Source organism: Pseudomonas sp. UTLPPB19802 (assembly GCF_059730225.1).
This window is the reverse complement of sequence record NZ_AP048545.1, coordinates 3,053,960-3,076,995: the sequence shown is the minus strand read 5'-3', so window position 1 is coordinate 3,076,995 and position 23,036 is coordinate 3,053,960. Positions and strand designations below refer to the sequence as shown.

The window sequence follows — 23,036 nt, the reverse complement described above, 5'->3', positions numbered from 1 at the left end:
CCATGCCCGCGATGCTGTGGTTACGAGTTGTCGAAACGCGCACTATTGGCTGATTTTCGATCGTTTAAGAAAACAATCCCAAACTATCATCCGTGGCGATCACCGCCCCCGTCACCGCCGCAGCCGCCCCCCCCTGCCGCCACCGCAACCGGCACCACCGAATCTCCCGCCGAAGACGACTGTGATGCCCCCGAATCCCTCGATTCCGTCGCCGCGCTCGGCTCACTTGGCTCACCGATCACTTCCTGGCGAAGCGCCTCAACATCGCGTTTCGCCTCCTGGACCGTATCAATCACCAGCGTCCGCAGGCTGGTCGTCATATCCGTCGCCCAATAAACCAGCAGATCCAGCGGACTATCCCGATACGCCGACACCGGATCATCCACCGTCGTGCAACTCGGCTCATTGGCATAGAGCGACGAGGACGTGTAATCCCGATCCGGGACATACGGCCGCTCATCATCCTTGCGAGCCGCCCGTGCCAGCGTGGCCAAGTGCCGAACCTGCTCCTGCATCCTGTGTCCGATGAGGCATTCCCGCGTGGGAGCATGGGAACGATCAACTATAGCGAATCGACTACATGCGCCTGCTTTCCACCTTCACCAAACGCCCATCGATAAATCTAAGGAAGCTACGGGCCCCATTCTCAGGGCCGTAGACCCACGTCTCGACGGTAACCGAATTTCTTACCGGATTACCATTGGGCAGGCGCACGGGTTGAGTAACCTGGCGGTCGGCAGGTTCCCCACATTTCTCACGGACTTCGAGTGCAGTGTCCCCCTCGCTGATCAACACCCGACCACAGCGCAGGGTAGCAGCATTGGCCTGATCGAGCCCCAACGCCATGTTAGCCAGTAGGGCGAGGATGCTGCTGGAGATGCTCATGCATCACTCCTTGATAATCACGATGGAAGAAACTGGACCCTGCATAATCCGATCTCAACCGGCTGAGTCGATTACCTGCAGGAGTGTTGTCAGTGAAGCGGATTCGGCGGATGTCAGTGTGATAGAGCTATTTGTCCCAGCGGCGGATACGGCTCGCTGGAGGTTGCTTCCAGACAAACGAGTTCCATCAAAAGTAGCCGAGAAATTCCTTGTATTTCCAGCTATGGCGATTGCGGCAAGCAGCGAGGTGATATTTGCAAGCTCCGCAGAACTGACTGAAATGACTGTATTTGCACCCGATGCCTCAACAGCTTGCTGAAGATGGTTGGACGTAAGCTGTGCACCATTAAAATCGGCGCTGAAGATTTTGTTGTTTCCTGAAATCTGCAAAATAAAAATCAGTGTATTTATATTTACGGCCTGAGCGGTATTAACACCAACCCTAACCAATGCTCCTGCGGCAGCTACAGCTTGCTGCAAGTGATCAGCGGTTAGTTGAGCGCCATTGAACTCAGCGGAGAACTGCTTTGAATTTCCGGCAGCCTGAATGACCGACAGAAGACTCCCAATATTAATTGCTTGAGCTGTATTTGCCGAAATACGCGTAAGAGCACCGGAACTTTCAACAGCGAGCTGGAGCTGGTTGCCCGTGAGCTGTGCCCCATTAAAGACAGCGAAGAAATTCTTACTATTTCCAGCAGTATTCAGAATAGACAGTAGCGTAGACAAATTTACCGCTTGCGCGGTATTAACGCCTATCCGAATCTGGCCACCTGCCAATCCCACAGCTCTTTCCAGGTTATTCCCGGTGAGCTGAGCACCATTAAATACCGCAGACAACTGCTTGCTGCTCCCTGCTGCTAAAATAACTTCTTCTAGCACATTAAAATTGACGGCTTGAGCAGTATTTATTGAAATCCCAACATTAGCACCCGCAGCGGCTACTGCTTGCTGAAGGTTATTGGATATCAAGCCAGCGCCGTTAAAATCTACATTTAGAATTTTATTACTTCCCGCCAACCCAATGGCAGCAAGAAGTTTATTTATATTGACTGCATGCGCATCCCCGACACTGACGACAGTATTCACACCCGCAGCATCTATTACTTGCTGAAGAACATTAAGATTAACAGAATTAGTAAAACTTATATTGAGCTTCATTTTATAGCTCCCTCATGTGAGCTGACGCTCAGCTCATAACAGTAGTGAGCGGCTTCAATTTCACCACACTCAAGGAGCGTATTAAATATCCAACAGGAGGCCATGTAGGATGAATTTTATTTTATTGTAAGCCATTTCTATATAAGCAGACTTAAACGTCCAACATATAAATATACCGATCATCCCCACGCAGACCGGGCACTAGGCTCTGTACGAAAAGAGATGTCGTAAACACCGCCGGCAGCAGGCCAATGTGACCATGGCCGCATAACTTGTTGCGAGCTTGCAGTAACGCGTAGTGAGCCGGCGGTGCTCTTTCAGCCCGCCAAATAGACGCTCGATGACGTTGCGCTCTCAGTATTTGGGCTTATCGAATAGCCGCGGTAGGCCGGGTTTTGGCTTGCGCTTCATGGTTCGGTAAGGGATGACAGGCTGCATGCGATAGCGATCGCAATACTTCCTGAGTGATTCAGCGTCGTAACCCTTGTCAGCTACGAGTTTGCGGCACCGCTTGCGAGGTCTGCCCCAGCCAGTAGACACCTGGACACCATCGAGTAGCGGTTGAGCATGGGAGATGTCGCTGGCTTGTCCACCAGATAGAGTGAAGTGCAGTGGCACACCTCGGGCGTCGCAGACCATATGAATTTTCGTCGTTAACCCTGCCCGACTTCGCCCAAGCGCGTGGTCCGCTGGTTCTTCCGCCCCCCTTTTTGGCCTGCTCCAGATGAGGCCCGGGTCGCTTTCACTGCCGTTGAGTCAATGCACCAGGTATCCAGATCGATCAGCCCTTGTGCGTTGAGTTTGACGTGCATCCGCTTGAGCATCTTGTTGAACGTGCCCTGATTTCGCCAATCTCGAAATCGCTGATAAACCGTGGACCAAGGGCCATATCGCTCAGGCATGTCTCGCCAGGTTGCGCCGGAGCAAAGCACCCAGAACAACGCCGTTAAGCATCAATCGGTCATCGGCACGCGGACGTCCTGTGCGACGTGGCGTATTGAATAGGTCCGCGACCAATTCCCAGTCGGCGTCGGAAATTTCGTATCGCTGTTTGGGCATGGCTGAGTTCCGCGCTGAAAAGGCCAGAACTCTACGGAAACTCAGGCGGGCTGGGGCGTTGGCGGAATTTCAAAGGTTTTCATACAGAGCCTAGTGTGCATATTCCTAGGTTCAAATACGTCTACATAATCGTAGCCGAAGACCATTTCCGCCATTCACTATAGCCCACAACTTGCCGATAGGCAGCCTTTCACTTAATAGTACCCCTCACGAAAACAACCCCAAACTATCATCCGTAGCTATCACCGCCCCCGTCACCGTCACCGCCGCAGCCGTCACCCCTGCCGCCACCGGCACCACCGAATCCCCCGCCGAAGACGACTGTGATGCCCCCGAATCCCTCGATTCCGTCGCCGCGCTCGACTCACTTGGCTCACCAATCACCTCCTGACGGAGCGCCTCAACATCGCGTTTCGCCTCCTGAACGGTATCAATCACCAGCGTCCGCAGGCTGGTCGTCATATCCGTCGCCCAATAAACCAGAAGATCCAGCGGACTATCCCGATACGCCGGCACCGGATCATCCACCGTCGTGCGACTCGGCTCATTGGCATAGCGCGACGAGGAGGTGTAATCACGATCCGGCACGTACGGCCGGTCATCCTCCTTGCGAGCCGCACGGGCCAGCGAGGCCAAGTGCCGAACCTGTTCCTGCACCTGCGGCGGCAACGGCGTGCCTTGCTGCCTTGCCTGGCGCAGCAACGCCAGCAACTCCCCGGTCGCCTTGCGCTGGGCCTGCAGCCCTTCCCGCTGCGCCAACACCTGGCCGAGCTCGTCGTCGCGCTCGCGCAGTCCGGCGTATTGGAGTTGGTCCAGGTGGCTTGCCAACCGGGTCTGCAACAGCGCCAGGGTATGGGCGTAATCCTTGCTGGCGAACAGCCCGAGAAACTTGCGCTGGCTGTCGAAACTGTCTTGCACCTGCTGGGTGACGAACCCTGGCGCCTGATCGCGCAGTTTCGCCAATACCCCATTGGACAGTTTCGGTAGCAGGTCGTAGGTGACTTGAGTCAGATAGAGCTTGCGCTGGCGTGCCAGCTTGTCGACGACACGCTCGCTGTCCTGGGCGCGCCACTCAAGGGTGGTGAGCACATCGCTCAGCTCGGTGATGGCATCGTCCAGGTCCGGGTTGTGGAAATCGTTCATGCAGGGTTCTCCTGAATCGCCTGGATGCCGTCCTCGCGACGGCTGGCAAAGTAGTTGGCGAAGTACTGGCGCAGCCCCGGCTTGTCCATGCCCTCGGCCCACTCCAGCGGGGCGCCGGGGGCGATCTGCAGATCGGTCCAGGGGTCGAAGCCAAGGTCGGTGATGTCATGCATGCGCAGGAAGTAGCGGCGATTCACGGCATCGCCGTGCCACAGGTGGCGGATGCGGCCCGGCACCAAGCCGAGGCGGCCCTGTACCCGCTGGTGGAAGCGGCGGCCCCAGGCCTTGAGGTGGTCTATCTGCCGGGGGTCGTGCTTGAGGGCATTGCGGATGCAGAAGTTGTAGTCGTCGAAGATCGCATGGGCCATGAAATGGTCGGCGCTGCCAGAGACGGCGCACTCGTACAGCCCCACTTCATCGAAGATCTCGCGGCGCATGGCCCAGCCGTAGCCGGTGTGACCGTGCAGGTCGTAGCGGCCGGCGTCCAGGCTGTCGGGCTTGCTCTTCATGACCGAAGCGAAGGAATGCGCGATATCGGCCGTGGCGCCCTCGACGTTGCCGCGCTCCAGGCGCAGGCAGCTTTCGAAGACCTGGGCCACCGGGTATTCGCGCAGCACGCGTACCAGGTCGCTGGCCCAGGACCGGTTGTCGAAGAGGATGTCGCAGTCGAGCCAGGCGACATGGCGGCAACTGCCGGGTAGCCAGGAGGCGGCCAGGTTGAGCAGGCGCTCCTTCTGCCAGAGCAGTGTGCGGGCGCGGACCTGGATGACGTCCAGGCTCGGAGGCAGCTCGAAGGGTTCGTCGCCAAAGGCGCATTCGACGGTGATGCAGGTCACCTCGGCCTTGCGCATGCCGGCGATGAACAGGTCGTAGTTGTTCCGGCGGGTGGCGTAGCCGCAGGGGTTGAAGTAGGTGGTGATGACAACGAGTCCGTTCATCGACTGAAAACTCCTACCTTTAAGTCGTTACCCATAACACAAGGAAGCCCCAAATGAAATTAACGAAAAACGGGAGTTCCCAAACACACCACTTGACGATGCCAAATAGAGGAACAATACACCACCAAAGAACTACAGCCATGAAAAAAACACACCCAAAAGCGAAAAAACCAACCACCTTGAGAATATCAATCACCGGCATAGAAAAGAAACTCAAAACCCGGTCAATCCAACCCAGGATCTTTTTGTCTTTTTCAGGGACGCTGGGTACTACACCGACGGCCCAGACCATCTGGCGAATATATCTGTAGAGCATTCGCTCGGTAGTCCCTGGAATATCAAGCAAATCAAGCAAGGACAGAAAAATTTCCTTCAACATAATCTTTAGAGCCAACAGCGGAAGTGCGGCGTAAGCGATTAAAATGGCCAAGACAGCCCAAAGCTTCAGATAACTTTCCCAAGAGCCCCATAGCTCGAAATAGGCATCCGGACTAGCACCGAGCGTGATAACCAACGTTGCAATAATTGCAAAAAAACCTACAACCAGCGTCATGAAACGCCCTGGTTCCGGGAGCGTGCCATAAAACGCCTTGAAATCACGCGTGTAATCAGGAGCGGCTTTCAAGTCAATGCGCTGCCAATTGCGCCAGTCATTCTCCAACTCAAATGCCTTTTTTGCCAACTCATCGCTACGACACCCGTAGCGCTTACAAAACCACTGTAGCTCCTGAAGCTGTATACCAATAGCTGCCGAACAATCTTCTGGCAAATTTATTCCGGCCCTTCGTTCAATCTCGGCCGCGCGCACCAACGAAATAACATCAACACATTGCAACATTGAAATAAGCAATACAAAAACACAGTAAGACATCGACCAGGAAAAAACGGAAAATTCCGCTATCCGCCCTGACCAAGCAATACAAAACATGGCCGCCAGAATTATCAAAAGATAGACAAGAGTCACAAAATACTGGCGAACCCGCCACACCTTGCCCAGCGGAACACGAACAAACAGACTCCGATGCTCACGAACATCCCTGCGCAACTTTTGAATATCCATCAATACCCCAAGAACGAAAACCGACCCCCTCATGGAAGGGGGAAAACGCCGCAGATACTACCATCCAGCGCATGGCCCATGCCGTAACACGCATGATCATGCAGGTCGTATTGTCCGGGTGAGTGGAGTCTGAAGAATCACTGATGTGATGGTGTTACCGCCCGATACCCTACTCCGTTATCAGGTCACATGACCGTCAAGAAACCAGCCCGTAGGTAATGAACCGAGTGGTACGGTGATACCCCAGCCGCAGATAAACCGGGAGTCCCGCATCAGTGGCATGCAATGTGGTACGTCGTAGCCCGGTCGCCTCATGGGCCGCCTGCAGGGCGTGGCGCACCGTGGCTTCGCCGAAGCCCTGGCGCTGGGCGTCGGGCCGGGTCGCGACCAGGGCCACGTAGAGTTGCCCTCGGTTGACGATGGCCGCTGCCGTCGACACCGGCCGGCCCTCCTGGTAGCCGATGAAGGCAAACGCCTCCTGCGTCCAGAACGTCGAGCCCGCCAGTCCCGCGCGTCCGGCATCGAGGGTGGAGCCGTAGCCTTCGCTGTTGATATCGGCGTAATGCTGCAAGGCAACCTCATCCCGGACCCGCTCGAAGGTCAGCAACGGGTGCCCGGCCGATGGTTCGAATGGCAGGAGATCACCCACCATGCCGATGATATCCAGGGCAAAGGACAATCGTTCCTCAGCGGCAATCGATTCCAGCGCCTGGCGGGCCGAACCACCCAGGTAATCCTCGCAGACATACACCAGGCCATCCTGGCTGCGGGCGCGCAGGTAGGCAGCCCCGGCCCGCAGGCGCTCGCGCAACAGGTGTTCGTCGGTCATCCGTTCGTTGAGAAACGCAGCGTTCCAGAACGAAAACGGGCTGTCGGCCCAGCACAACGACAGCCCTGGCTGCTCCGACAGGTCGGCACCGCAACGGTCGCCGACCAGCACTTTCCACATGGAGATGTATTGTTCGACCGACTCAACGGCTTCGGGCACGCTCATCAGGCTACCTGCAAGAAAGGTGAATACCCCTAGCTTAGACGGGCTCTGCGGACAGGCTCGCATGGGGCGAGTGCTACCAGACGAGTCAGGCCTTCAGCCCCAACGCCTGCAACCGCCGATACAGCGTCCGCTCACTCAGCCCCAGCTCCCTCGCCAGCTCGCTACGCGAACCCTCGAACACCTCCAGCGCATGGGCCAGTTGCTCCAGGTCCTTGCGTCCCCGACGACGTAACGGCGCGGCGGCCAAGGGCGCCTCATGACGCAGCTCCGGCGGCAGGTCCTTTAGACGAATCACCCCGTCGTCAGTAAACAACCGCGCCCGTTCCAACACATTGCGCAGCTCGCGGACATTGCCTGGCCAGGCGTACAAGGTCAGCGCCTGCAACGCCTGCGGGTCGATACGCGGTACCGCACCCGGTGCCAGGCGCTGAAACAGGCTGTCGATCAGCAGCAGCAGGTCATCACTGCGCTCACGCAACGCCGGCAAGCGGATCGGAAAGGCACTGATGCGATAGAACAGGTCCTGGCGGAAACTGCCGGCCGCGACCATGTCCTTGAGCGGCTTGTGGGTGGCGCAGACCAGGCGGAAGTTCGAGTGCACGGTGCGCAGGCTGCCCACCGGACGGAAGCTGCCGGACTCGATCAGCCGCAGCAACTTGACCTGCATCGCCAGCGGCACCTCGCCGATCTCGTCGAGAAACAGCGTGCCGCCGTGGGCCGCTTCAGCCAGGCCGATCTTGCGCTGCAAGGCACCGGTAAAGGCACCCTTCTCGTAGCCGAACAACTCGCTCTCCAGCAGGGTTTCGGTCAGGCCCGTGCAGTCGACCACCACCAGCGGCCCGCCGGCTCGTGGGCTGCCTTCGTGCAGGGCGCGGGCGAAGAGTTCCTTGCCGGTACCCGACTCGCCTTGCAACAGCACCGGGATCGGCGACGGCGCCGCCCGTTGCAGCGCGGTCAACGCTTCCTTGAACGCCGCCGAACGCCCCACCAGGCCCTGGTGCTGGGGTTGCGCGGCCGCCACCGAAACGCTGTTCAGGCGCTCGACATAACCCACCACTTCGCCCTCGTGGCCAAGCAGCGGGCGCAGTTCCACGTCGACATGCTCCGGCCCCCGTGGCGTGTGATGGATGTGCAGCACCCGCTCGGGCAGCCGCGTCTCGAACGCCTTGCGCATCGGGCAGTGCTCGCCAGCCTGGTCGCAGGGCACCGCAAACTGGTGGGACACCCGAAAGCACTTGGCGCCGACATGGGGCCTGCCTTCGACACCGAACTGGCGCTGGTAAGCGGTATTGGCCGCTACGATGTTGTAGTCGGTGTCGAGCACGATGGTTGGCTGCACGTCGTGTTCGAGGTAGGACACCAACGCCTGCATGTCGGGTTGGTAGAGATCGGTGGCAATCAGGTTCATGACGACTCCAGGGCGAAGGCCGCAGCTTAATACAGCTGGCAGGCCTCTGCCATTTAACTGCCACTGACCGCCATGAAAACTGCCATTTCTGCCAGACTGATTTCCGGATGCACAAAAAACCGCCAATCATGCTGACAAACATCAATAAACAGTGGGAAAACCAAATGCCAGCCCGTTGGCATGCTTATTGAAATCCTCGACGAACAAGGGATGGCCCCCGACACCGTCGGTCGCCGCCCCTCTTTGCCTGGAGTTACGCAATGAACATCGGCGACAAGCTGACCGTAGAAGCCTTCTTCGATCCCAACACCTGGACCATCAGTTACCTGGTGCTGGATCGCGACACCCGCTGCTGTGCGCTGATCGACAGCGTGCTCGACTACGATCCCAAGTCCGGACGCACCCGTACCGAATCGGCCGATCGCCTGGTCACGCGAATTCGCGAACTGGATGCGCGGGTGGAGTGGATCCTGGAAACCCACGTGCACGCCGACCACCTGTCGGCGGCGGCGTACCTCAAGGAGCAATTGGGTGCCAAGGTGGCGATCGGTAGCCGCATCACCCAGGTGCAGCAGGTCTTCGGCGAGTTGTTCAACGAAGGCAGCGCCTTCCGCCGCGACGGCAGCCAGTTCGACGTGCTGCTGGCCGACAACGGCGAGTTCGCCATCGGCAAGCTGCGTGCCACCGCACTGCACACACCGGGACACACCCCGGCGTGCATGAGCTACCTGATCCACGACGGCGATGAAACCGTCGCCTTCGTCGGCGATACCCTGTTCATGCCCGACTACGGCACCGCCCGCTGCGACTTCCCCGGTGCCGATGCGCGCACCCTGTACCGCTCGATCCAGAGCCTGCTGGCACTGCCGCCGCAGACCCGGCTGTTCATGTGCCACGACTACCTGCCGGGCGGTCGCGAGCTGCAGTACATGACCACCGTCGCCGAGCAGCGCGCACGCAACATCCACGTGCACGAAGGTATCGATGAGGATGCCTTCGTCAGCATGCGCGAGGCCCGCGACGCGACCCTCGACATGCCGGTACTGATGCTGCCCTCGGTGCAGGTCAACATGCGCAGCGGCCAGTTGCCGGAGCCGGAAGACAACGGCGTGCGCTACCTGAAGATTCCGCTGAATGCCCTTTGAGCCAGGACCCCTTCCCATGACTTCGAACCACAGCAACACCCCGATCCAGAACCATGTGCTGATCGTCGGCGCCGGTGCCGCCGGCATCGCCACCGCCTCCAGCCTGCTGGCCCGCGCGCCCGGCCTCGACATTGCGATCATCGACCCGGCCGACACCCACTACTATCAACCGGGCTGGACCCTGGTCGGCGCCGGGGTGTTCAGCCCCGAATCGACCGCCCGCCCGCTGGCTTCACTGATTCCCCGTGGCGTGCAGTGGATCAAGGCCGCCGTCAGCGCCTTTGAACCGGACGCCAACCGGGTGGTGCTGGCCGACCAGCGCCGCATCGGCTACCAGCAATTGATCGTCTGCCCCGGCCTCAAGCTGAACTGGGGCGCCATCGATGGCCTGGAGGAGACCCTGGGGCGCAACGGCGTGACCTCCAACTACCGCTACGACCTGGCACCCTACACCTGGAAACTGGTGCAGGAACTCAAGGAAGGCCAGGCGCTGTTCAGCCAGCCGCCGATGCCGATCAAGTGCGCCGGGGCGCCGCAGAAGGCGCTGTACCTGTCCTGCGACCATTGGCGCAAAAGCGGCCGCCAGGGCAAGGTCAAGGCAAGCTTCCTCAACGCTGGCGCGGTGCTGTTCGGCGTTGCCGACTACGTGCCGGCATTGATGGAATACATCGACAAGTACGCCGTGGACCTGCAGTTCGGCCACAACCTGATGGCCGTCGACGGCCCGGCGAAACAGGCGACCTTCGCTCGCAGCCTGCCCGATGGCAGCCGCGAAACCCTGGTACGACCGTTCGACATGCTCCACGTGGTACCACCGCAGATCGCCCCGGACTTCATCCGCAGCAGCCCGCTGGCCGATGCCGCCGGCTGGGTCGATGTCGACCCTGCCAGCCTGCGCCATCGCCAGTTCGCCAATATCCACGGCCTCGGTGATGTCACCAACACCAGCAATGCCAAGACTGCAGCGGCGGCGCGCAAGCAGGCACCGGTGGTGGCGAACAACGTACTGGTGGCCTTGGGACGGCTGACGCGCCCGGCCGTCTACGACGGTTATGGTTCCTGCCCGTTGACGGTGGAACGCGGCAAGATCGTCCTCGCCGAGTTCACCTACGGCGGCAAACTGGCACCGACCTTCGCCCCGTGGCTGCTCGATGGCCGCCGACCAACCCGCCTGGCCTGGTGGCTGAAGGAACGCCTGCTGCCACCGCTGTACTGGCGCGGCATGCTCAAGGGGCATGAATGGCTGGCCCGACCGACCCTGCAAGCGGACAAGCCGGCGGTATGAACGAACATCTCTTGCTGGGCAGCGGGCTCGGGGTACTGATTGGCGCAATCCTCGCCCTGACCGGCGCCGGCGGTGGCATCCTGGCAGTGCCGCTGCTGGTATTCGTGCTGGGGCTGTCGATGGTCCAGGCAGCACCGATCGGCCTGCTGGCAGTGGGCCTGGCGGCGGCGGTTGGCGCCCTGCTCGGTCTGCGCCAGGGCATCGTGCGTTATCGCGCGGCCGGTTTCATCGCCGGCATCGGCATCCTGCTCACGCCGGTAGGGCTGTGGCTCGCCCACCGGTTGCCGAACGAGCCGCTGGCACTGGGTTTCGCCCTCGTGATGGTCTATGCCTGCGTGAGAATCTTCAAGAAGGCCCGCCATGAACTCAAGCACGGCCAGCCGGCACCACGTGCCGAGTTTCGCCCTTGTGTACTGAACCCGCTGCAAGGTCGCCTGCGCTGGACCCTGCCCTGCGCTCGCGCACTGACCGTCACCGGAATGCTGTCCGGCGTGCTGTCCGGATTGCTCGGGGTCGGCGGCGGCTTCGTGATCATCCCGGCGCTGACCCGCTACACCAACCTGGACAGCAAGAGCATCGTTGCCACCTCCCTGGCGGTGATTGCCCTGGTGTCCACCGGCAGCGTGGTGACGGCGAGTCTGTCCGGGGTGATGCACTGGTCGGTCGGCGCCCCCTTTGCCGGTGGTGCGGTGCTGGGCCTGGTGCTCGGGCGCCAGCTCGCCGGACGGCTGGCCGGGCCACGCTTGCAGCAGTTGTTCGCGGTGGTCGGGGTGACAGCGGCGCTGCTACTGGCCAGCCGTGCACTCGGCCTCTCTCTCTAGGCGCGGCGGGCACTGCCCGTCGCTGCAGGTCCACACACTCCACGCCAAGCCAGCAGCAGCGCCGTCGCCCCGCAGCCCAGCAGGCTGGCCCCCAGCCCCGACCCCAGGGCCAGCCCCAACAGGCCGAACAACACCCCGTGATAGCCGCCGCGTCAACCAATGCTTCTGCCACTGCCACAGGACAAGCGCCTGACGCCACTGCTGTCGTCATTGGAGCAATTGCCGCCGGAGTTGCAGGCGTTGACCGAACGCATCGGTGCCAGCAGCCGGACCATCGGCCGGATCTTCCGGCGGGAAACCGGCATGGGCTACCAGCAATGGCGCCAGCAGTGGCGACTGATGCGCGCCATAGAACTGCTGGCCACCGGTCGCAATATCGCCTACACCGCCTTCGAACTGGGCTTTGCCAGCGACAGCGGTTTCATCGGTTTCTTCCGGCAGATGACCGGCACCACCCCAGAGGCCTACCTGCAGGCGTCCAGGTAATTGCAGCCCAAGACCTCATGCAGGCGCCGTCCATCACTCAACCGCCGAAAGAAACCCGGCGAACGCCACGGCGCGTGGCCATCGACATTCGACGCGCCGCGCCCGGCCAGCACATCGTCGATCCAGACCGTGCGGGTCTCGAAAGAGATCCGTGTCAAATCCGTGTGATTGGGTACGCCGGCATGGGCATGGGCCCCGGAAAAGGCCAGCAGGCTGCCCGGTTCAATGACCACCGGCACGGTAACTTCATCATCGATGGACTCCAGCAGGTGGGGAATCGCCTGGTCGGCATCCACCGAATTTCTCCCATCGCGGTGCGAGCGCTCCAGCACCCGGCTCAGGTCGAAATCGGCGCTGCTGTTGGCCAATGCCCGCTCCCAGAGCTGTGGGTAAAGGGCGAAGGTCCGTCCGGCGCTGATCGGGTAGATCGGCGCCCACCAGTTGGTCTGGGCGTAGAGGTTAGAACCCCAGGTGTCGCGGTGGAAGGCGATGGTGGCCGTCGCGCGGTCACGGGGTGCAGCTTCCCCAGGCAGGTGCGGCGGCTGGAAGCGCAGGTGCAGGCGATCGCAGGCAATGCCGCTGGAAACCAGGCCAAGGCTGTCGAGGACCTGGAGCCAGTTGCGCTGGATACCGTCGTGCCGGTGGAACAATGTCTGCAGGCGGGTGAAGCACTGTGCCTGCTGGACAGGGTCCAGGTGCTGATGGATGTGGGTCGGATCGAACGGATACAGCGTTTCTTCCAACAGGCCACGGGCGGCCTCGACCAGTGCCTGCATGGCCGGTAACGCCAGGGCAAACACCTCCCCGGCGTAGATCCGCGAGTGAAACGCTTCAGGCATGGCCGGTGGCTGCAACTGGCTGTACATCCGATAGCGCTCCCATGAGACAGATACCCGGACTCTAGAGCATGCGCGTGCGGCACCAACAGGCTCAGTGGCGGGAAAAAACCACCGTACAGCCGGTCACTCCTTCGGCATCTTGCGAAAGCCCACCGCCAGGCGGTTCCAGCTGTTGATGGTGTTGATCGCCAGGGTCAGGTCGACCTGTTCGGTGGGGCTGAACTCGGCGTTGAGCAGTTCGTAGTCCGCGTCCGGCGCGTGGGTTTCGGAGATGCGGGTGAGCGCTTCGGTCCAGGCCAGGGCCGCGCGTTCGCGGGCGCTGAAGAACGGCGCCTCGCGCCAGGCCGACAGGGTGTACAGGCGCCGCTCGGTTTCACCGGCCTTGCGTGCGTCGGCGCTGTGCATGTCCAGGCAGAACGCACAGCCGTTGATCTGCGAGGTGCGCATCTTCACCAGTTCCAGCAGGGATTTCTCCAGCGGCAGTTTGTTCACCGCGCCTTCCAGCGCCATCATGGCTTTCATGGCATCCGGGGAGGCGGTGTAGAAGTCGATACGAGGTTGCATGGTGTCACTCCTGGGCGGGTTGGCAATGGCGCTACGTTAAGCCCGGCAGGCTCCAGGCCAAATAGCCAATTCCGGGCAAGATCGGGAAGCCAATCGGTAGACCGCTGCCAAGAGCCCAAGCGGCAGGCTAAACTGCCGGGCAGCATGCCCCTCCCCCCAGCGAGCCCTCACATGGAACTGCACATCACCCTCGAGGGTCGTCGCGACCTGGCCAGGCAGATCACCGATCAACTGCGCAGCGCCATCACCCGTGGCCAACTGGCGACCGGCACGCAACTGCCGCCGACCCGCCTGCTCGCCGAACAGCTGGGGGTGTCGCGCAAGACCGTGGCCGATGCCTACGCCCAATTGACCTACGACAATCTGCTGGTCGGCCGGGTCGGCGCCGGGACCTTCGTCAACGCTTACCGCCCCCAGGTTCGCACGCCCACTGCCGACGATGAACTGGCCGGCGCGGCGGTGATACGGCACTGGCGCGAAGCCTCGATACCCCTGCATCACCCCACCAGTATCCTGCGCTACGACTACCTCGGCGGAGCCACCAGCAAGCACCAGTTCCCCCATGACGAATGGCGCCGCTGCGTGCTCTTTGCCCTGCGCCAGACCGCCCAGGCCCGCGGCCTGTACAGCCAGCCCGAAGGCATCCCGATGCTGCGCGAGGCCGTTGCCCGGCACATCGGCTTTGCCCGTGGCGTACGCTGCAGCGCCGATGACCTGCTGGTGACCAATGGCGCCCAGCAAGCCCTGGACCTGGTCGCACGGGTACTGGTGGAGCCTGGCTGCACCGTCGCCGTCGAGGACCCCGGCTACCCGCCGGCACGCCTGCTGTTCGCCGCCCAGGGCGCTCGGGTGGTCGGGGTGCCGGTGGATGCAGAGGGCATCCGGGTCGACCTGATCCCCGAGGGCACGCGGCTGGTCTATGTCACCCCGGCGCACCAGTTCCCCCTCGGCATGCCGATGAGCCTGGAACGGCGCCTGGCCTTGCTGCAACGGGCGCGGGAACTGGGGGCGATCATCATCGAGGACGACTACGACTGCGAGTTCCGCTACGAAGGGCGGCCCACCGACTGCCTGCAGAGTCTCGACCAGCATGGCCTGGTGGCCTATGTCGGGACGTTCTCCAAGACCCTGCTGCCGGAGCTGCGCCTGGGTTACCTGGTGGCGCCGCCGGGCCTGCTCAAGGCGTTGATCTCGGCCAAGCAGTTGACCGACTGGCACACCGCAACCCTGACCCAATGGGCACTGGCCAAGTTCATCGGCGACGGTTACCTGGTCAAGCATATCCGCCGTTGCCACCAGGCCTACGCCAGCCGTCGCGACAAGCTGATCGAACGCCTGGACGGCGACCTGTCACCCTGGTTCGAGCGCATTCACTCCACCGCCGGCTACCACCTGGCCGTCCTCGACCGAGGGCAGGTGGATATCCCGCAACTGGTCGAGTTGGCCAAAAGATTCGAGGTCGGGCTGTATCCGCTGGCGCCCTTCTACTACACCGCCCCACCTCGCACCGGCCTGCTGATGGGCTACGGCTCGATCGAAACCCTGGATATCCAGCCGTCGCTGGACCGGGTGCTGGAGCTGCTCCAGCAGATCGCCTGAAACCGCAATCGACCGTTCGTTGACAGGAGGCAATTGCCAGCCCATGGCGCACCCCGCTAGAATGAGATCAATTCTTAATTACATTCATGCAGGATGCAGTCCAGCGAGCAGTCGGTGCCATGTCGTCAGCCCATCACCCGCACATTCACACGCTCTACAGCGAGCATCACGGCTGGCTGCATGGCTGGCTCAACCGCAAGCTGGGCAATACCTGCGATGCCGCGGACCTGGCCCACGATACCTTCCTGCGCCTGCTCAGCCGCCCTGCCGGGCGTTCGCTGGGCAGTGAACCGCGGGCACTGCTGACGCACATTGCCAAGGGCCTGGTGATCGACCGCTGGCGCCGCCAGGAGGTCGAACGGGCCTACCTGGAAACCATCGCCCATTTACCGGCCCAGGAAGTGCCGTCGCCGGAAACCCGCCTGCTGATCCTGGAAACCCTGTGGCGGATCGAGGCGTTGCTGCGGGAAATGCCGTGCAAGACCCGCGAGGCGTTCCTGCTGTCGCAGATCGATGGCCTCACCTACGGGGAGATCGCCGAACGCCTGGGCGTCTCGCTGATCAGCGTCAAGCGCTACATGCGTGATGCGTTCATTGCCTGCCTGAGCGTCGCCTGATGAGCCCCAAGCCGATCAATCCGCATATCCTCGGCGAAGCGGCCGACTGGCTGGTGCAGTTGCATTCCGGCACGGCTACGGCGGCCGATCGCCTGGCCATCGAACAGTGGCGCCAACGCAGTGCCGAACATGCCCAGGCCTGGCAACGGGCCGAAGCGGTGCTGGGCGACTTTCGCAACGTGCCGGGCGGGATCGTCAGGGACACCCTCAAGCGTGCCGAACGCCAGCAGGGCCTCGGTCGCCGACAGGTGCTGAACCGCATCGGCCTGTTGTTGCTGGCCGCCCCCCTGGGGGTGGCCTGGCAACGCGGCACCTGGGAACAGTGGACCGCCGACCAGCGCACCGCCGTTGGCGAACAGAAAACCCTGACCCTGGCCGATGGCAGCCAGGTACTGCTCAACACCGACAGTTCGCTGGACATTGCCTTCAGCAGCCAGGAGCGTCGGCTGATCCTGCTGACCGGCGAAATCCTGGTCAGTACCGCTCGGGATCCGGCGCCGACCCATCGACCATTTATCGTCGAAACCCCGCAAGGAACAGCGCGGGCCCTGGGCACCCGCTTCAACGTCCGGATCGACGGACAGCGCAGTGAAGTCGCAGTACTCGAAGGTAGCGTGGAGCTCAAGGCCCAGGCCACTGACGCCCACTCGACATTACAGGTAGGGCAACGAGCGAGACTGCACTACAGCCGGGTCGAACCCGCGGAGAACTTCGACGTCGCCAGCCTGACCTGGGACCGCGGCATGCTGCTGGCGCGCAACATGCGCCTGGTGGACGTGCTGCAGGAACTGGGACGCTATCGGCCCGGCGTGCTGCGCTGCCAGTCGGCAGTAGCCGATTTGCGGGTGTCGGGGGCGTTTTCGCTGAAGGACACCGATTCGAGCCTGCAATTGCTGCAGAACACCTTGCCGCTGAAGGTCAGCCGGTTGACCCGCTACTGGGTGTCGGTCGAGGGCTGGGCCTGATCTCCAGGCTCCCAGAAAAAAATCTCCCCTGAACTGATACCTTTTTCACGCTCGTCCGGTGTGTGGATAACCCCCTGCGTTTCCACGCTTCCGACAGGATTGCTAGATGATCTCCAGGCACCACCCCCTGACGCCCCGCCTGCCGCTCCAGGCGCTGACCCTGGCCCTCGGCCTGACCCTCGGCGTCACCCTGCCCGCCACCGGCCATGCCGCCGAAATCGCCGCCGAAAACGCCCAGCGTCCCTACAGCATCGCCCCCGGCCCGTTGCACCAGGTGCTGGCGCAGTTCGCCGTCAGCGCCGGCGTGCCGCTGTCGTTCGACCCGGCGCTGCTGGGCAACCGCCAGAGTTCCGGGCTCAACGGCAACTATAGCGTGCTCGAAGGCTTCCAGAACCTGCTGCAGGGCAGCGGCTTCGACCTGGTCAGCAGTGGCAGCAGCGGATACACCCTCGCCCCGCATGTCGAGGCCAATGGTGCCCTGGAGTTGGGTGCGACCAACATCAGCGGCCAGTCCGGCGAGAACGCCGAGGTCTACAGCGGTGGCCAGGTGGCCCGCAGCGCCCGCCTGGGGATGTTCGGCACGCAATCGGTCGAGGACGTGCCCTTCAGCGTCACCAGCTACACCGCCCAGACCATCCGCGACCAGCAGGCCCAAACCGTCGGCGACGTGCTGCTCAACGATGCCTCGGTGCGCCAGTCCTCCGGTTTCGGCAATTTTTCCCAGGTGTTCATGATCCGTGGCCTGCCGCTGAACGGCGACGATATATCCTATAACGGCCTGTACGGCGTGCTGCCGCGGCAGATCATCGCTACCGAGGCGCTTGAGCGGGTCGAGCTGTTCAAGGGCCCGAACGCCTTCGTCAACGGCGTCACCCCCGGCAGCAGCGGTATCGGCGGTGGCGTCAACCTGCAACCCAAGCGCGCCGAGGACACTCCGACTCGCAGCGTCACCCTCGATGCCGGCGGCTCGGGCAGCACTGGTGCGCATGTCGACCTGGGCCAGCGTTTCGGCGAGGACAATCGCTTCGGTGCCCGCCTCAACCTGCTGCAACGCGAGGGCGATTCCGGGGTTGAAGACGAGGACCGGCGCTCGACCCTGGCCACCCTCGGCCTGGACTATCGCGGCGAACGCCTGCGACTGTCGGCGGATATCGGCTACCAGAAGCAGGTGATCAACCAGGGCCGACCGGTGATCTATCTCGATGCTGGCCTGAACAAGGTGCCCCATGCCCCATCGGCCAAGGACAACTACGCCCAGTCCTGGAGCTATTCGCAACTGGAAGACACCTTCGGCATGGCCCGCGCCGAATATGACTTCAACGACAACTGGACCGGCTACGTCGCCGGTGGTGCCAAGTACACCCGGGAGAACGGCGTGTACTCCTCGCTGACCCTCACCGACACTGCCGGCAACGCCCGCGGCGGCATGCTCTACTCGCCTCACACCGAGGAAAACCAGAGCCTGATGGCCGGCCTCAATGGTCACCTGCAGACCGGCCCGGTCAGCCATCAACTGAGCTTCGGCCTGGCCGGCATGTGGGGCGAACAGCGCTCGGCCTACGAGAACATCGCCAGCGCCGGGCGCTACTACAACAACATCTACGATGTGGTTCCGCGCCCACGGCCGGTGGCGACCTCATTCGGCAGCGACATCCATGACCCACGGGTAGTGGGCAGGAACCAGATCCGCAGTACGGCAGTGGCCGACACCCTCGGCTTTATCGACGACCGCGTGCTGCTGACCGTCGGTGCGCGCCGTCAGTCCATCGTGGTCAACGGCTGGAACACCGTCACCGGCGTGCACAACGCCAGCTACGACGAGTCCATCACCACGCCGGTCTATGGCCTGGTGATCAAGCCATGGGAACACGTGTCGTTCTATGCCAACCGCATCGAAGGCCTGGCCAAGGGGCCCTCAGCCCCCACGACTGCGATCAACAACACCGAGACCTTTGCACCGGTGCGCAGCAAGCAGGTCGAGGCTGGCGTACGCCTGGACATGGGCAGCTACGGCGGCAGCCTCGGCGTCTATCGCATCGAGCAACCGTCCAGCTACACCGGCTCCGACCGGATCTTCCGGGTCGAGGGCGAGCAGATCAACAAGGGCGTCGAGCTGAATCTGTTCGGCGAACCGCTGCAGGGCCTGCGCCTGCTGGGCGGTGCGACGGTGATGAAGACCGAGTTGAGCGGTACCCTCAACGGCACCAACGACGGCAACCGTGCGGTCGGCGTGCCGAGCTTCCAGTTCAACCTGGGCGCCGACTGGGATGTGCCGGGCATCGAAGGGGCCGCACTGAGCGCGCGGATGCTGCGTACCGGCGGGCAGTACGCGAACGCCAGCAACACCCTGAGCCTGCCAAGCTGGAATCGCTTCGACCTGGGCGCGCGGTACCGTCTCAAGCTGGATGAGAAGGAAGTCACCCTGCGGGCCAACCTGGAGAACGTGGCCAATACCGCCTACTGGGCATCGGCCAACGGCGGGTACCTGACCCAGGGGACGCCGCGGACCTTGAAAGTATCGGCGACCGTGGACTTCTGATCGACTGCGGCGCCTGCTTCGCGGATAAACCGGGACGTCGGACCGGTTCATCCGCGAAAGCGATATCCCTACCCCCTAAACGCCACGGCTGCGCAACCACTGCAGGAACCCGCGCTTGACCACCGGCTTGGGCACCTCGCGGGTGAAGTTCTGCGCCGCATGCAGGCGGTGATCGAGCAGGCTTCTCATCGCCTCGCCGATATCATGCCGGGCATCCAGGCACGGCTTGAGGTATTCCTTCTCGATCCGGTACAGCAGGCAATCGGTCTTGGCCGTGAAGTCAGCCGGCATCCCCTGCTCGGCCACGATCCCGGCCTCGCCGATCACCTCGCCCGGCCCCATCCGTGCCGCTTCCACGGGCTTGTCGCCGCGCAACAGGGTGACCGAAACCACGCCCGACTCGATGATGAACAGGTGATCGCTGACCTCGCCTCGTGGCAGGATCATGCTGCCGGCGCGGAACAACTGCGCAACCATGTTCTGGCTGAAGGTCTCCTTTTCCTCGGAGCGCAGCGTCGAGAAGATCGTCGAACCTTCCAGCAGCGCCCGTGGCCGCGAGGTGGTATTGGGCAGCGTACTCTCCGCCGTCGACAGCAGGCTCACGCCCGAAGCCTGCAGATGCCGGAACGCCAGGTCGAAGAGTTGGTTGCGCACCTCGCGCTTGAGCCCCATCGCGCTGACGAAACCACTGATTTCATATTCCACGCCCGTCGCGCTGGAGCTCTTGAGCGCCACGCTCGGCGCCGGCGTAGCCAGTAGCGCCCGGCAACCCAGGACCGCCCGCTCCAGTGCCTCGACCACCACGTGCGGCCGCACATGCGGACTGACCTGCAGGCTGATGGCCAGGCCGTGCACATCGCTGGGCCGGCTGAAGTTGATGATCCGCGCCTTCGCCGCGAGGGAGTTGGGCACCACCGCCAGGCTGCCCTGGGAGGTCTGCAGGCGCGTGGTGCGCCAGTCGATATCCACCACCCGGCCCTCAGTACCGTCGATGGAGATCCAGTCATCGACCTGGTAAGGCTTGGTCGTATTGAGCACGATGCCGGAGAACACGTCGCTGAGGGTGCTCTGCAACGCCAGGCCGACGATGATCGCGAACGCCCCGGAAGTCGCCAGCACGCCCTTGACCGGCAGGTCGAGCACATAGGCGGCCGCCGCGATGATCGCGATCAGGAAAATGATCGCCCCCACCACGTCCTGCAGCAGCCGCCCGGCATGCCCGACCCGTTGCATCATCACCGTGCCGACCAGCACCGTCAGGGTTCGCGCACCGAACAGCCACCAGCCGATCTGCAAACCGGTGGCGGCCAGGTGCCGGGAGATGTCTTCGGGCCACGGCGCGATCTGCATCGGGTTCATGCCTTCGTTGAACAGCACTAGGCTGTACAGCGAAAACACGGTCAGACGGACCACCAGCTTCCAGTTGCTGCTGCGCGAGCCGAGCAGGCGCCACAGCAGCAGGTCGATCACCAGCAGGAACAGCGCGCACAGCAGCGGGTGGTCGGACAGCAGGGGGTGTTGGGTGAACAGGTCAGGCATCGCATGGCTCCGGAAACAGCTGGACAGCTGCAGGTGCCAAGGATAGCCCGCTTTCACCCGTGGCTTACAGTGCGCCGTCAGTCGCTCATGTGACCGAAACGGCCGCTGTGGAAGTCGGCGAAGGCCTGGTGGATCTCTTCCTCGGTATTCATCACGAACGGCCCGTGGCCGACGATCGGTTCGTCGATCGGCTCGCCACTCAATACCAGCAGCACGGCGTCGGCTTCGGCCTGTAGTTGCAGGCGCTCACCGGCCTGCTCGAACACCACCAGTTGCCCGGCACTTGCCGTCGCCTCGCCATTGAGCCGGACGCTGCCACGCAGCATCACCAGCACCGAGTTGTGACCGGCGCGCAGGTCCAGCTCCAGCGTCTTGCCACCCGCCAGGCGGATGTCCCAGACATCTATCGGCGTGAAGGTCCGCGCCGGGCCGCGCTGGCCATCGAACTCACCGGCGATCAGGCGCAGGTGGCCAGCACCGTCCTGGAGGGCGATGTTCGGAATGTCGCGATCCAGGATGCCCTGGTAGCCCGCCGGCGCGGATTTGTCGCGCGCAGGCAGGTTGACCCAGAGCTGGACCATCTCCAACCTGCCACCACGCCGGGCAAAGGCTTCGGAGTGGAACTCCTCATGGATGATCCCTGCCGCCGCCGTCATCCACTGCACGTCGCCAGGCCCGATGATGCCGCCAGCGCCGGTGGAGTCGCAGTGCTCGACCTCACCGTCATAGACGATGGTCACGGTTTCGAAACCGCGATGGGGATGCTGGCCGACCCCGCGACGCTCGGTAGTCGGGGTGAATTCGGCAGGACCGGCGTGATCGAGCATCAGGAACGGACTGATCTGCTGGCCGAGGCCGTCGTAGGAAAACAGCGTGCGCACCGGGAAACCGTCGCCGACCCAATGGCCGCGCGGGCTGGTGTAGATGCCAAGAATCTTTTTCATGGATGCCTCCATCAAGTCATGGCGCATAGCTTAGATTCACTGCGTTTTTAGCGGTAGTCGGCAAAAATCGGCCTGATCGTTCCGCCTATGGAACGATCAGGCCCATGGCGCTACGCGAGCTGGAGGGAATCGCTCGGTTACAAATGCATTAAATTATCGTTTTACAATAATTAATTGCTTCAATATATTCATTTCATGCCCTGACTCCTGGCGCTTACCCGCAAAAATCATCGACCCTAAAGGATGTGTCATGACCTTCGATCGCCTCTCCAACCAAAGCCGGCTCCTGGCCCACGCCACCCTGCTGCTGATCATTGCCATGCTGCTGGTCAATATCGCCTGCTGGTTCTACCCCAACCTGGTCAGCGACTACGGCATCGGCTTCAACCTGGGCCTGCTGGCCAACAGCTACAACATCAGCGTCAACGACATGCCCCTGTGGCAACGGGCCGGCTGCATCGTGCTGTCGAGCATTCCATTGCTGCTCCTGGCCCGGGGGCTGCTGGCCCTGCGCAGCCTGTTCCTGGCCTACAGCCGCGGCGACTACTTTTCAGTTGGTTCAGCCGAGCACCTGGGCAAGGTCGGCAAGAGTGTCGCTTTCTGGGTACTGGGCACCCTGCTGCTGGAGCCGGCCCTGAGCGTATGGATGACCTTCCTGCTGCCGGCAGGCGAACGCATGCTGACCCTGGGATTCAGTTCGGCCCAGTTGGTCGCCCTGTTCCTGGCCGCCTCGATCACGCTGATCGCGAAGATTCTCTACAATGCCTGCTCGCTGGCCCGCGAAAACCAGCAGTTTGTCTAGGACCCCACGATGCCAATCGAAATAAAACTGGATGTCATGCTCGCCCAACGCAAGGTCAAGTCCAAGGACCTGGCGGTGGCCATCGGCATCACCGAACAGAACCTTTCGCTGCTCAAGCAAGGCAAGGTGAAGGGCTTCCGGCTGTCGACCCTGGAGGCGATCTGCGCCTTTCTCGACTGCCAGCCGGGCGATCTGCTCAGTTACACACGGGGCGAGCCGGTGGAGGCGTAAACGGCTATTCCT

At 62.2% G+C, this 23,036-nt stretch carries 21 protein-coding genes and 2 pseudogenes; 10 read left to right on the top strand and 13 right to left on the bottom strand.

Features of this window, described 5'->3' with window-relative positions; genetic code table 11:
- Positions 1–86 precede the first annotated feature (86 nt).
- The 9 genes and pseudogenes from AC6I6U_RS13845 to AC6I6U_RS13805 form a co-directional block, all read right to left on the bottom strand.
- Positions 87–494 carry a hypothetical protein gene (locus tag AC6I6U_RS13845; RefSeq protein ID WP_497882479.1) on the bottom strand — a complete coding sequence of 136 codons (408 nt, stop codon included), beginning with the start codon at positions 492–494 and terminating at the stop codon, positions 87–89.
- Positions 495–576: 82 nt separating this feature from the next.
- Entirely contained in the window at positions 577–885 is a 309-nt protein-coding gene (locus tag AC6I6U_RS13840; RefSeq protein ID WP_497882478.1) for a DUF2845 domain-containing protein, read from the bottom strand.
- Between the two features lie 54 nt (positions 886–939).
- Complete coding sequence (locus AC6I6U_RS13835; protein WP_497882477.1) at positions 940–2,046, bottom strand: hypothetical protein; 1,107 nt, start codon at positions 2,044–2,046, stop codon at positions 940–942.
- Between the two features lie 201 nt (positions 2,047–2,247).
- A pseudogene (locus tag AC6I6U_RS13830) lies at positions 2,248–3,105 on the bottom strand (IS5 family transposase).
- Positions 3,106–3,312: 207 nt separating this feature from the next.
- Positions 3,313–4,248 (bottom strand): hypothetical protein, encoded by a 936-nt coding sequence (locus AC6I6U_RS13825; RefSeq protein ID WP_497882476.1) that lies wholly within the window; start codon positions 4,246–4,248, stop codon positions 3,313–3,315.
- The gene (locus AC6I6U_RS13820) at positions 4,245–5,186 is read right to left on the bottom strand and encodes a hypothetical protein (RefSeq protein ID WP_497882475.1); all 942 of its coding nucleotides are present in this window, start codon (positions 5,184–5,186) and stop codon (positions 4,245–4,247) included. The genes AC6I6U_RS13825 and AC6I6U_RS13820 overlap by 4 nt, the downstream gene beginning before the upstream one ends.
- A gap of 19 nt (positions 5,187–5,205) precedes the next feature.
- Positions 5,206–6,246, bottom strand: coding sequence for a hypothetical protein (locus AC6I6U_RS13815; protein ID WP_497882474.1), 1,041 nt, complete (start codon positions 6,244–6,246; stop codon positions 5,206–5,208).
- Positions 6,247–6,442: 196 nt separating this feature from the next.
- A complete protein-coding gene (locus AC6I6U_RS13810; protein ID WP_497882473.1) occupies positions 6,443–7,240 on the bottom strand; it encodes a GNAT family N-acetyltransferase in 798 nt (265 codons plus the stop codon).
- An 85-nt stretch (positions 7,241–7,325) separates the two neighbouring features.
- A complete protein-coding gene (locus tag AC6I6U_RS13805; protein WP_497882472.1) occupies positions 7,326–8,648 on the bottom strand; it encodes a sigma-54 interaction domain-containing protein in 1,323 nt (440 codons plus the stop codon).
- 260 nt (positions 8,649–8,908) lie between these two features.
- Between AC6I6U_RS13805 and AC6I6U_RS13800 the strand changes: the two genes are divergently transcribed.
- The 4 genes and pseudogenes from AC6I6U_RS13800 to AC6I6U_RS13785 all read left to right on the top strand — a co-directional run.
- Positions 8,909–9,793 carry an MBL fold metallo-hydrolase gene (locus AC6I6U_RS13800; protein WP_497882471.1) on the top strand — a complete coding sequence of 295 codons (885 nt, stop codon included), beginning with the start codon at positions 8,909–8,911 and terminating at the stop codon, positions 9,791–9,793.
- 16 nt (positions 9,794–9,809) lie between these two features.
- Positions 9,810–11,078, top strand: coding sequence for an NAD(P)/FAD-dependent oxidoreductase (locus AC6I6U_RS13795; protein ID WP_497882470.1), 1,269 nt, complete (start codon positions 9,810–9,812; stop codon positions 11,076–11,078).
- A complete protein-coding gene (locus AC6I6U_RS13790; RefSeq protein ID WP_497882469.1) occupies positions 11,075–11,899 on the top strand; it encodes a sulfite exporter TauE/SafE family protein in 825 nt (274 codons plus the stop codon). The genes AC6I6U_RS13795 and AC6I6U_RS13790 overlap by 4 nt, the downstream gene beginning before the upstream one ends.
- 150 nt (positions 11,900–12,049) lie before the next feature.
- A pseudogene (locus AC6I6U_RS13785) lies at positions 12,050–12,385 on the top strand (helix-turn-helix domain-containing protein); the annotation flags it as partial.
- On the opposite strand, the gene AC6I6U_RS13780 reads toward AC6I6U_RS13785, so the two are convergent.
- Positions 12,364–13,251: a hypothetical protein gene (locus tag AC6I6U_RS13780; protein ID WP_497882468.1), complete on the bottom strand. Its 888-nt coding sequence runs from the start codon at positions 13,249–13,251 to the stop codon at positions 12,364–12,366. The pseudogene AC6I6U_RS13785 and the gene AC6I6U_RS13780 sit on opposite strands and share 22 nt — an antisense overlap.
- 96 nt (positions 13,252–13,347) lie before the next feature.
- Positions 13,348–13,788: a carboxymuconolactone decarboxylase family protein gene (locus AC6I6U_RS13775; protein ID WP_497882467.1), complete on the bottom strand. Its 441-nt coding sequence runs from the start codon at positions 13,786–13,788 to the stop codon at positions 13,348–13,350.
- A 171-nt stretch (positions 13,789–13,959) separates the two neighbouring features.
- Between AC6I6U_RS13775 and pdxR the strand changes: the two genes are divergently transcribed.
- The 4 genes from pdxR (at position 13,960) to AC6I6U_RS13755 (ending at position 19,508) form a co-directional block, all read left to right on the top strand.
- A complete protein-coding gene (gene pdxR, locus AC6I6U_RS13770; protein ID WP_497882466.1) occupies positions 13,960–15,387 on the top strand; it encodes a MocR-like pyridoxine biosynthesis transcription factor PdxR in 1,428 nt (475 codons plus the stop codon).
- A gap of 119 nt (positions 15,388–15,506) precedes the next feature.
- Positions 15,507–16,004: a sigma-70 family RNA polymerase sigma factor gene (locus tag AC6I6U_RS13765; RefSeq protein WP_497882465.1), complete on the top strand. Its 498-nt coding sequence runs from the start codon at positions 15,507–15,509 to the stop codon at positions 16,002–16,004.
- A complete protein-coding gene (locus AC6I6U_RS13760; RefSeq protein ID WP_497882464.1) occupies positions 16,004–16,969 on the top strand; it encodes a FecR domain-containing protein in 966 nt (321 codons plus the stop codon). The genes AC6I6U_RS13765 and AC6I6U_RS13760 overlap by 1 nt, the downstream gene beginning before the upstream one ends.
- A gap of 106 nt (positions 16,970–17,075) precedes the next feature.
- On the top strand, positions 17,076–19,508 hold the full coding sequence (locus AC6I6U_RS13755; protein ID WP_497882463.1) for a TonB-dependent siderophore receptor: 2,433 nt from the start codon (positions 17,076–17,078) through the stop codon (positions 19,506–19,508).
- A gap of 75 nt (positions 19,509–19,583) precedes the next feature.
- On the opposite strand, the gene AC6I6U_RS13750 is transcribed toward AC6I6U_RS13755, so the two are convergent.
- The gene (locus tag AC6I6U_RS13750) at positions 19,584–21,047 is read right to left on the bottom strand and encodes a mechanosensitive ion channel domain-containing protein (RefSeq protein ID WP_497882462.1); all 1,464 of its coding nucleotides are present in this window, start codon (positions 21,045–21,047) and stop codon (positions 19,584–19,586) included.
- Positions 21,048–21,124: 77 nt separating this feature from the next.
- Positions 21,125–21,991: a pirin family protein gene (locus tag AC6I6U_RS13745; protein ID WP_497882461.1), complete on the bottom strand. Its 867-nt coding sequence runs from the start codon at positions 21,989–21,991 to the stop codon at positions 21,125–21,127.
- A 250-nt stretch (positions 21,992–22,241) separates the two neighbouring features.
- Between AC6I6U_RS13745 and AC6I6U_RS13740 the strand changes: the two genes are divergently transcribed.
- Positions 22,242–22,793 carry a DUF2975 domain-containing protein gene (locus AC6I6U_RS13740; RefSeq protein ID WP_497882460.1) on the top strand — a complete coding sequence of 184 codons (552 nt, stop codon included), beginning with the start codon at positions 22,242–22,244 and terminating at the stop codon, positions 22,791–22,793.
- A gap of 9 nt (positions 22,794–22,802) precedes the next feature.
- A complete protein-coding gene (locus tag AC6I6U_RS13735; RefSeq protein ID WP_497882459.1) occupies positions 22,803–23,024 on the top strand; it encodes a helix-turn-helix domain-containing protein in 222 nt (73 codons plus the stop codon).
- The last annotated feature ends 12 nt before the right edge of the window (positions 23,025–23,036 follow it).